The following is a 9,625-nucleotide window of genomic DNA, read 5'->3' on the forward strand; positions in this document are numbered from 1 at the left end:
GAGCTGGCGGTGGTGGCCGAAGCCTCTGCTCGAGTTGCCTGCACTTTGCTGCGCCAGCTCCCCGATATCCGTTTGCATATTGTGAGCGAGGAAGAAAAAGAACGTATTCGGATAGATTCACTGCTCACAGCGCTTTATTTAGTGTATGCGTTTGCGGCTGATTTGCCGCCGTTAGCTGATTTTACTTTACCGGCGGGGCAGGAGCGGACCGTCAAATATAAGATGCCGGATGATACGGCGCAGCAAAATGATGCCAGGGCTTATATTGCAGCTAGTTTGCAGCAGATTGCGAAAAATAGCCGCGTGAGTATGTCGGCGCGTAAATACGACGCGGCACGATTAAAAGTTTGTGCGCATTATCAGTTGCCGACGGGGCGGGGAGTGACGGCGTGGCCGCCTACTTCGCAGACCATAATTAAAGGCTTTCGCGGTTTCTGGAACGATGCTCTTATTTCGGCGGGATTTATGCCACAAGATGGCAGAGCGCGTGGGGGATTAAAATTTAGCGCCCAAGATTATCGCCAAGCGATGCAAGATTTTCTCGCCGCGATGGCGGAGGAGGAAAAGAGTAATTCCTACGGTAATTATTTGCGCTGGGCAAAAGCGCAGAAATCTAGCGCCGCAAAATCTGGTTCCGCAAAATCTAGCAGTTCCCGCCCCTCGGGAGCGGGAATTCGCCAGCATTTTGGCAGTTGGAGTGCCGCTGTGTGCGCAGGGGCAAATAACCATAAATAGTTAAATTCTCGGCGCGGCAGGCAAAGTAAATAAAATACCGCTAGTCTTACCACTATGGAGAAAGAAATGATAATTCATGCGTGGGTAGATATCACGTGTCCATGGAGTTGGATAGGGGTACGCCGCCTACAAGAGGGAATTGCGAAATCCGGAAAATCTACCTTAGTGGAATATCATTCCTATCAGCTGCAGGCTGATGCGCCGGGAGTCACCAGTCTTTCGTTAATAGACTACTTGGCGGATATTTGGGAAAAATCGCCGGCAGAAGTGAAAAAGCAGTTAGCAGATATCTCAGATATTGGAGCTGAGTGCGGGATAAATTTTAACTGGGAATCGGTGCAGCCAGTTAATTCTTTTCTCGCCCATCAGCTGCTGCGCGCGGCGCAAAACTCGGCTCCTAATTTAGAAGTGGCCACGGCACAAGGGCAAGAAATGCTCAATCGGCTGTGGAAAGCTTATTTTCAAGATGGAGATAATATCTCAGATACCTATACGCTTCTCAATATCGCCGAAGCGGCTGGTCTGGATAGAGAACAGGCAGAGATAGATTTTGAAAGTGGAGAATACGCAGACGAAGTACGTGCAGATCTCCACGCAGCAGCGACCCTGGGTATCTCGGGAGTTCCCTTCTTCCTTTTGGCGGATAAATATGCCATAGAAGGAGCTCAATCAGCGCAAGTATTTGCAGAAGCTATTGCGGCTTTGAGTTCTTAGAGCTCTTAGGCTTAGAGATCTTAGGCGCGGTATTTTTCGCGCGCCTGCACTGCGAGCGAATCAACCATCTCATTCGCGGCATCTCCATTGTGCCCGCGCACCCACTCCACATCGGTGCGCCCGCTCCGGGCGTCATAAAGTTCGAGAATCTCGGCGATTAGCTCTTGATTGGCCACGGGTTTACCATCAGCTTTTTTCCAGCCGCGTTTTTTCCAGCCGGGCGCCCACTTGGTGATGGTGTTGAGCACGTAGGAGGAATCAGCGCGAATAAGGATATCTAAACTCGGATCGAAGGCTTTAAGAGCTTCTAGGAGCGCGCGCAGTTCCATTACATTATTGGTGGTGTGGGCAGCTCCACCGGAAGCGTAAATCCCGCGCAGTTGCTCGAGCCACGCCCAGCCTCCGGGCCCGGGGTTGCCGGAGCAGGCGCCGTCTGTGGCAATTACTGCATCATAACCTCTAGGTGGATTTCCGATAGGTAGATTTTCTGCCATGCACTTCCTCTCTCTCTGCTACCAGATTAGATGGAAAAGCGGGAAAATAGCTAGTGTAAGAAGGAAAATTGGGGAAAAAATTGTGTAAGAAGAAGAATAACTTGCCGAGGGTATTACCGCAGAATTTAGTATTTCAGGTAGGCTTAGAAAGTGAGAGAAAGGTAGAAAATGCTTGCACTTTCCGAATATCGGGATGCCATTAAGCTGGATGAGTCGATTCCCGATCCGCGAGGCGATACGCGTTCTAATTACGATTTATTAATGACGGCGCTGAGCGGATTACATAATAAGCACTATACGGGTTCTTCCTCTATGGCCCATCTTTCTACTGATGAAGGCCTTTGGCGTTGGCTGGCTTCGGAGTTGGCGATTCGCAAGCCAGGTCCAATTGATCCGGTGACTTCGCGGGCTATTAACACTTTGCTTTTCCGTATATCGGGATTAAGAGGGAGAGTAGAAGCGTTGAATCTGTGCCGTGTCTCTGAAGCGTATCCCCAATGCGATTTTCAGCAGGCTGAACGAGTGGCACTCTTTTTAGGAGATATTTCGCAGCTCGCTATTGATGCAGTGGTGAATACGGCTTTACCGGATATGACTGGCTGCCCGATTCCCTTGCACGGCTGCTTAGATTCAGAGATTCATGCGCAGGCCGGCCCGTGGCTGCAGAATGATTGTGCCAAAATTATTGAAATAAAAGGCGGGAATTTAGAGCCAGGCGATGCCGTCCTTACGCGCGGCTATCGTTTACCGGCTCGTTATGTGATACATACACTCGGGCCGAAAGTACAAGGCGCAGAGCCCACCGCCCAGGAACGGGAGCAGCTCGCGCTCTGCTATCGCAATATCTTGGATCTGTGTTTAGAAAAAGGCGATATAAAATCCGTGGCTTTTCCGGCTATTTCCACGGGAGGAAATTCTTTCCCGGCGAAAGAAGCGGCTAATATCGCTCTTAAGACGGTAGAATATTGGTTAGCTGAGCGGGCGCCGGTATTAGATCTAGTGCTCTTTTCTCTGCATACGGACGCCGATACGGAAGTGTATTCGCGCACTATGAAGACCTGGGTCACCGATTAAATACTTTTTATCTAATTTAGAGATTTTTAGAGAAAACGATGTGTTAGGGCTGACGTTTCGGCCGTCGGTCTAGGAAAATTTTTCTCTGCGCGTTACCCTAAAAGAGTGGATCCTGAAGTAATTTTTCGCGTAGTAGATGTCACCGGGGTGATATGTAACGGTCTAATCGGTGCTACCCTGGCGCGCCGTTTAGGTTTTGACCTAATCGGATTCATGATTATGGGGGCTGCCTCCGCTCTCGGAGGTGGTTTACTGCGCGATATGATGCTCGGCATCGGATTCCCAGTGGCTCTTACCGACCCATGGTATCTAGGTGGAGCCTTTACTTCTGCGATTTTCGTCTACTTCGTGCCGGTGGAAAATAAATGGTGGCGGCGCGCCATGGAATATGGCGATATTTTAGCGCTCGGATGTTGGTCAGCTACCGGAGCCTCTAAGGGGCTCTCGGCGGGTTTGACGGTAGTTCCCTCTATTTTCCTTGGAGTAGTCACAGCAGTTTGCGGTGGCATGACCCGCGATGTGCTGGTGAATCAGATTCCGCGGGTATTTGGAGGCAATCCGCTCTATGCCACTTTTGCGGTATTCGCTTCCGCACAGATGGTGTTTTTCCAGTTCCGTGGCCAGTACGAAGCGGGAATGGCTTCATCGATTATATTCTGTTTCGTATTTTCGGCGCTGGCGCGCTACTTCAACTGGACACTTCCGAAAGCCTATAACTTGCCAAAATCAGCGCGCAAAATGCGTAAGCGGATTTCTCTTCAATCACTTTTACAGTGGCAAAAATTTGGAATTAAACCTCAAAATAAGAAAAAATCTGGCTCTGCTGCAAACCGGAACCGGAAAGCGCCGCAGGTGGAGAGTCGCGCTACGCAGCGCGATATGCGCCCAGAAATTGCCGAACGGCGCGGAGAAGTCACGGATGCGGAATCAGGGCGGCGGAATATGCGCGATAGGCGCCGCGATTTAGACGAAGAGCAGCGCGCCTAGTTTATTTCCACCAAGTGCTCTGTGGGGTAACAGGCAGCGCGCGCTTGTGGCGAGAGCGCAGATAGGCGGCTTCGATTCGCTCTGCTGCGGCAGCTGTTATTTCTTTACCTTCTAGGTAATCGTCGATATCCACGTAGCGAATTCCCAGTTCATCTTCATCTGCGCGCCCGGGTTGGGCATCTAATAAATCGGCAGTGGGAATTTTTTCTGCCAAGGCAGAGCTCCCGCCCAGGAACTGAACTAAAGAGCGAATTTGCCGTTTATTTAGCCCGGCTAAGGGCATTATATCGGCAGCTCCGTCTCCAAACTTGGTATAGAATCCGGTAATGGCTTCGGCGGCATGATCAGTGCCGAGCACTAAAAGACGGTGATCACCTGCGTAAGCAAACTGAGCTACCATGCGCAGGCGCGCTTTCACATTGCCGCGGTTGAAGTCACTTAGTTCTTCGCTAGTAGCTTCTCGATACGTGGCAGAAAAAGCATCTACGCTACTTCCGATATTAAGAGCATAGCTTTGATCAGGGCGGATAAAAGCGAGTGCTGCCTGAGCATCTGCCTCGTCTGCTTGCTGATGGTTAGGAAGGCGTAAAGCGGTGAAAGTGGCCGGAATTCCGCAGCTGCGAGCTTTTTCTGCGGCGAGCTGTGCCAGGCGCCCGCCGAGCGTGGAATCCACTCCTCCGGAAATTCCTAATACAAATCCTTTACTGGCGCTGTGCTGTAAATAAGATACGAGAAAATCTATGCGACTCTCCACTTCGTGTGCGTAGTCAATTTCCGGATGTACGCCCAGTTCAGCAATAATTTTTTTCTGTAAATCTCGCATAGCACCAGCATACTCTCTTCTCGTTTTCTGTGCGCGGAGTGGCAGATAAGTGCTCGTTGGGGAGGGGTGCGGTGGATTTTTATGCAATGGCGGGGCGCAGCATCACTGCTGCGCCCCGCCAGGTGCCTCTCCAGAAAATAAAGTGTTTATTTCTCTTTTCGCTTGGAATAAGTGAGTCGGTATACCGCATTCATAATCAAGCGATCGGGTAAAGGTAAGGGGCGCACGGCAAATATATTTGCCATAGTAGCGGTGAGGGCATTCTTATGAGTTATCATGCGCACCGCTTCGGCGTCCGCTATATCTTTTCCGTAGTAGTAGACAGCATTTTCGCCAAACATAGCGTTTGCATAAGGATTAGCGCTCATCTTTATCCCTACGATTTGGGCAAAATCGTCTAGATACGGAGGGAGGGAATTCTTATATTGCAGCACTACCGGATCGGCATCTTCGAGTACGCACTTAATATCAGGGCGTTTGGCAAAAATGCGTTCCACTTCTTTAGGTAAGCGCCCGCCATCTCCCCGCTGATAAGCGGCGGGAGCAAGGTCGGCACTATGTATATCGGTGCGGCGTTCGTATTCTTCGCGGCAGAAATCTTCCACATCTAAAGCGAGCTGTAGAGCTTCTTCTGCCGTCTGGGCAAATACGATTAAACCGTGTGAGCGCATAAGCACAGCCCGGCTGCCGGTGGAGCGTAGAGCATCCATCACCGCATTGTGCAGCTTTTTCTGCCCCGGCAGGCCATAAGCAGCAGCCGGCAGAGTGGCAGAGCCTAGCTTCTTTTGCAAATCTTCGGGAATTGCATAGTCAGTGGTACTGATAGAAAGAGCAGAAGCATAGGGCTGGTGGGTATGAATCACGAAATTTGCATCTGCGCGCTCCCCGTAAATAAGGGCGTGCAAAGAACGCTCGGTCGTCGGTTTCAAATTTCCTTGATAGCTGCCGTCTAAATGGCAAACCACCATTTCATCGGCAGTTAAATCCGCATAGTCACGCCCGGAAGGAGTGCAGTAGAAAGAATTTTCGTCGATGCGCTGGGAAAGATTTCCCCAGGTGCGCGCCACTAACTTATTTTCTACCAACTTATGAGCGGTATTAATAATATTTTCTTGAATTTCTGTACTCATATTTTTACTCTCTTATTTCTCTAGGCGCTCTACCTTGGAGAATACGCGGTCAAAGCGGCTAAGTGCATCGTCGATATCTGCCTCTGTATAAGCGGCAGAAGTGTAAAGACGCGAGCCAGCCAGAGTTACCAGCCCTTCCGCCATATAAGCGGCTCCCATATGCTCCATCTCCGCTTTCCGCTTGGAGGTCTGATCGAGTACATGCTTAATCTTCCACGGCTTCTTCCAGTCGATGGAGAAGTGCATAGTGCCTACAGTTTCTAGGTGACAGACTGATTCTTGGTTGAAAGCCACAAAAGGTAAATCGTATTTCTTTATTAAAGCGCGCAGACCTTTCGTTATTTGATCGCCGCGCTCTCCAGCTTTCTGGCAGGCGCCCGTCTCCGCAATTTCTTTAATGGTGTAGTAACCGGCCAATGAAGAAAGCGGCGTGGCAGCTAGAGTGCCGCCGATAAGGGCTTTCTTTACTTTGTCACCCGTCTGGATACCAGCTGCGAGATAGCGCATATATTCGCGCTTGCCGCCGAGCCCGCCGGCGCCGGGGTAGCCACCAGCTACTACCTTACCGAATACCGTGAGATCGGGTTCGATGCCGAAGTATCCTTGCGCACCGTGCTCAGAAATTCGGAAAGCCGTCACCACTTCGTCAAAAATCAATAAAGCTCCGTACTTACGGGCGAGCTCCTGGGCACCTTCGAGGAATTCTTGGGTGAGGGGGCGGGTGCCGGATTCGGGGCCAATGGGCTCAATGAGTATGGCTGCTGTGCCGCCACGATACTTCTTATGCTTGAGCTTGCGCTCCAGATCCTCTAGATCGCCGGGGAAAAATTCGTCGGTATAACGGAAGTAGGTGAGGGGGACGCCGTGGGCTTGGGTGAACTTAGAACCCGGCACGCGTATTCCGTAAGCGAGCGAATCTGACCAGCCGTGGTAGGCGCCACCCATTTTTAGTACATGCTTATGCCCAGTAGCTAACCGCGCCACGCGAATAGAAGCCATAGCAGATTCCGTGCCCGTACCGAGCATCCGGAACATATCTACGGTAGGAATGAGCTCTGAAATGAGGCGGGCTAGCTTTGCTTCGTATTCATGGAATAGTCCAGTGCTCGGGCCGCAGGTATCGAGCAACTCTTTTACTTTTGTGCGCACCGATTCCGGATTAGAGCCGAGCACGGTAGGGCCGCCTGCCTGCAAGAAATCCCAGTATTCGTTGCCGTCTATATCGCGCAGTTTATTACCGCTCGCTTTGTCGAAAGCTAAAGGGAAGGGGTGGTTGAAAGCCAGATTATGCTGCACGCCTCCCGGAATTACTTCTTTCGCGGATTCAATCATGCGCTTTGATTTCTGGCATTTTTTCTCAAAATATTCTTCTTCATATTCCCGCAGTGCAGTGGGATTAATGGAATATATAGGAAGCTCGATGAGGCGATCAAGTTCCGAGATAATGCTGCTTACACTCGGTTCGTTCATAGACATAATGACTCTCTTCGTTGAGGACCAAACTAAATCAGGACGCTATTATGGTAACACGGAGCGGAAATTAGCGGTACCCTTGGTTTTATATAGAAGCAATATTTTTTAATTAGTTGTGAGATACTGGAAAACGATAGTGGAAAGCAGCCTAAGAGAATTGCTTCTCCGCAGTTAGATATTCTCTGTAACAATGACGTTAAGGAGCGATTCTTATGTACGTACTCTCGTACGATATTGGCACGAGTGGAGTAAAGACTTGCCTATATCAGGTGGTGGATAAAAAACTTCTGGAAGTGGCAGCCGAAATGCGGGAGTACGATCTTTATATTCTGCCAGACGGCGGCGCCGAGCAAGATCCGGAGCAATGGTGGGAAGCGCTCTGCTCTTCCACCCAAGCTTTGCGAAAAGAGCATGCGGCGGAGTTAGATCAGGTAGAGGGAATCAGCTTCTGCTCGCAGATGCAATCCGTGGTGCTGGTAGATAAAGAAGGAAATGCGCTCCGTAATTCCATGAGCTATATGGATCAGCGTTCTACTGAGCAGTTTAAGAAAGGCCTTGGCAGCGGAATTACCGTATTTGGTATGAATGCGCGCAAACTGGCAATTAGTTTAAAACATACCGGTGCGGTATCGGGTTCTGTAAAAGATCCGGTCTGGAAATATCATTGGGTGCGCGATAACGAGCCAGAAATTTTTGCGCAAGTGCACAGTTGGTTAGATGTAAAAGATTACCTAGCGGCGCGCATGACCGGAGAATGTAAGCGCAGCGAAGATTCGGCTTTCACTACCCTCTTGCTGGATATTCACTCCGATCCTCCGCAATGGTCGAAAGAGGTGTGCAAGCTTTTCGACGTCAATATGGAGCATCTGCCGGAAATCATCCCAAGTACGGGGGTGGTGGGTCTACTCCGAGAGCAGCAGGCAAAAGAATTAGGCTTGCCGGCAGGAATAAAAGTAATTTCCGGTGGAGGAGATAATTCTTTAATCGGAGTCGGTGCCGGAGCTACCAATATCGGCGATACGCATATCTACTGGGGTACATCCGGTTGGGTGATTACCGTAGTTGATAAACAATTTGTAGATATTTCAGCCATGATAGCGGGGATTGTCGGTGCGGAACGCGGGCATTATAATTACTTTGCCGAGATGGAGACGGCCGGAAAATGTTTCCAGTGGGTACGCGATCACTTAGCTTTAGATGAAATTAACATCTACCTCGACCGCACGGATATCAATCCAGAGGAAGCAGATAAAGAGCCAGAGTATAAGAATCTTTATTCCTATATGAATAAAGTGATAGAGCAGGCAGAACCGGGCTCCGGAGGAGTAATTTTCACCCCGTGGTTGCACGGCAATCGCTGCCCCTTCGAAGATCCAAATGCGCGCGGAATGTTTTTCAATATCGGTATTGAGACCGGTAAGACGGAGCTGCTGCGGGCAGTTATTGAAGGAGTGTGCTTCCATCTGCGTTGGTTCTTAGAAACACAGGAGAAGAAGACTTCTATTGCACAGGTAGTGCGTTTCGTAGGTGGCGGCGCACTCGGAGAAGTCACTTGCCAGATTTTGGCCGATATTCTGGGGCGCACAGTGGAAACACCGGCCGATCCGCAAAATATCGGGTCAGTAGGGGCAGCCATTGTGACTGCCTGCGGATTAGGGGTATATGACTCGGTGAGTGAAGGAGCTAGTTTCATAAAAGCAGCGAAACGCTATGAACCTAATCCAGAGGTAAAAGCGGTATATGATCGTAATTTTGCGGCTTTCAAGACTTTATACAAAAATAATAAGAAAACATTTGCGTTATTAAACGGAGGAAAATAATGACTGATGTAAATGAAGCTGGAGCTGTAGATCCCAATTCTGCAGTGCCAGGGGAGGTAAAACCTCCTAAAGAACCAGAATCAGAACGGCGGAAAGCGCTAAAGCAGGCTATTCTCTTTACGCTCTTTTCCTGTACGGCAGCTGCGGTAGAGGTGATTACCTATACACTCTTTATCTATTTGCCGCAGATGGATTTTTTCGTAAATACTTTCAATATGCCCCAGCAATGGTGGGTAGACGGTATGGGAGCGGAAGCAGCCGCCACGAAGAAAGCAGTCGCCACTTGGGCGCAGGCTATTTCGCTCTTCCTGTCGGTGGTGTGGAACTTTACGATTAATCGTAAGTTCACCTTCAAATCCACTAATAATATTCCGA

At 49.9% G+C, this 9,625-nt stretch carries 9 protein-coding genes and 1 pseudogene; 6 read left to right on the plus strand and 4 right to left on the minus strand.

Going from position 1 to position 9,625, the window contains the following annotated elements; all coding sequences use genetic code 11:
• Both Q0X35_RS04745 and Q0X35_RS04750 read left to right on the plus strand, forming a co-directional pair.
• Window positions 1–735: hypothetical protein (locus Q0X35_RS04745; RefSeq protein WP_297566075.1), on the plus strand; the 735-nt coding region annotated here is incomplete at its 5' end.
• Window positions 736–789: 54 nt separating this feature from the next.
• The gene (locus Q0X35_RS04750; RefSeq protein ID WP_297566077.1) at window positions 790–1,449 is read left to right on the plus strand and encodes a DsbA family protein; all 660 of its coding nucleotides are present in this window, start codon (window positions 790–792) and stop codon (window positions 1,447–1,449) included.
• A 20-nt stretch (window positions 1,450–1,469) separates the two neighbouring features.
• On the opposite strand, the gene Q0X35_RS04755 is transcribed toward Q0X35_RS04750, so the two are convergent.
• Window positions 1,470–1,943, minus strand: coding sequence for a ribonuclease H (locus Q0X35_RS04755; protein ID WP_297566079.1), 474 nt, complete (start codon window positions 1,941–1,943; stop codon window positions 1,470–1,472).
• Between the two features lie 168 nt (window positions 1,944–2,111).
• On the opposite strand from Q0X35_RS04755, the gene Q0X35_RS04760 reads away from it, so the two are divergent.
• Window positions 2,112–3,017, plus strand: coding sequence for a macro domain-containing protein (locus tag Q0X35_RS04760; protein WP_297566081.1), 906 nt, complete (start codon window positions 2,112–2,114; stop codon window positions 3,015–3,017).
• Window positions 3,018–3,122: 105 nt separating this feature from the next.
• On the plus strand, window positions 3,123–4,004 hold the full coding sequence (locus tag Q0X35_RS04765; protein WP_297566083.1) for a trimeric intracellular cation channel family protein: 882 nt from the start codon (window positions 3,123–3,125) through the stop codon (window positions 4,002–4,004).
• Window position 4,005: 1 nt separating this feature from the next.
• Here the strand turns inward: Q0X35_RS04765 and nadE are convergent, their stop codons facing one another.
• The 3 genes from nadE to Q0X35_RS04780 form a co-directional block, all read right to left on the minus strand.
• Window positions 4,006–4,827: an ammonia-dependent NAD(+) synthetase gene (gene nadE / locus Q0X35_RS04770; protein ID WP_297566084.1), complete on the minus strand. Its 822-nt coding sequence runs from the start codon at window positions 4,825–4,827 to the stop codon at window positions 4,006–4,008.
• A 146-nt stretch (window positions 4,828–4,973) separates the two neighbouring features.
• Complete coding sequence (locus tag Q0X35_RS04775; protein ID WP_297566085.1) at window positions 4,974–5,957, minus strand: class II aldolase/adducin family protein; 984 nt, start codon at window positions 5,955–5,957, stop codon at window positions 4,974–4,976.
• A gap of 12 nt (window positions 5,958–5,969) precedes the next feature.
• Entirely contained in the window at window positions 5,970–7,433 is a 1,464-nt protein-coding gene (locus Q0X35_RS04780) for an aspartate aminotransferase family protein (RefSeq protein ID WP_297566086.1), read from the minus strand.
• Window positions 7,434–7,642: 209 nt separating this feature from the next.
• Between Q0X35_RS04780 and Q0X35_RS04785 the strand changes: the two genes are divergently transcribed.
• A complete protein-coding gene (locus tag Q0X35_RS04785) occupies window positions 7,643–9,250 on the plus strand; it encodes an FGGY-family carbohydrate kinase (protein WP_297566088.1) in 1,608 nt (535 codons plus the stop codon).
• Window positions 9,250–9,625 (plus strand): annotated as a pseudogene (locus tag Q0X35_RS04790) (hypothetical protein); the annotation flags it as partial. The gene Q0X35_RS04785 and the pseudogene Q0X35_RS04790, both read left to right, overlap by 1 nt.

Origin of the sequence: uncultured Arcanobacterium sp., assembly GCF_947253055.1 — a bacterium.
In the GTDB taxonomy this organism is placed as follows: domain Bacteria; phylum Actinomycetota; class Actinomycetes; order Actinomycetales; family Actinomycetaceae; genus Arcanobacterium_A.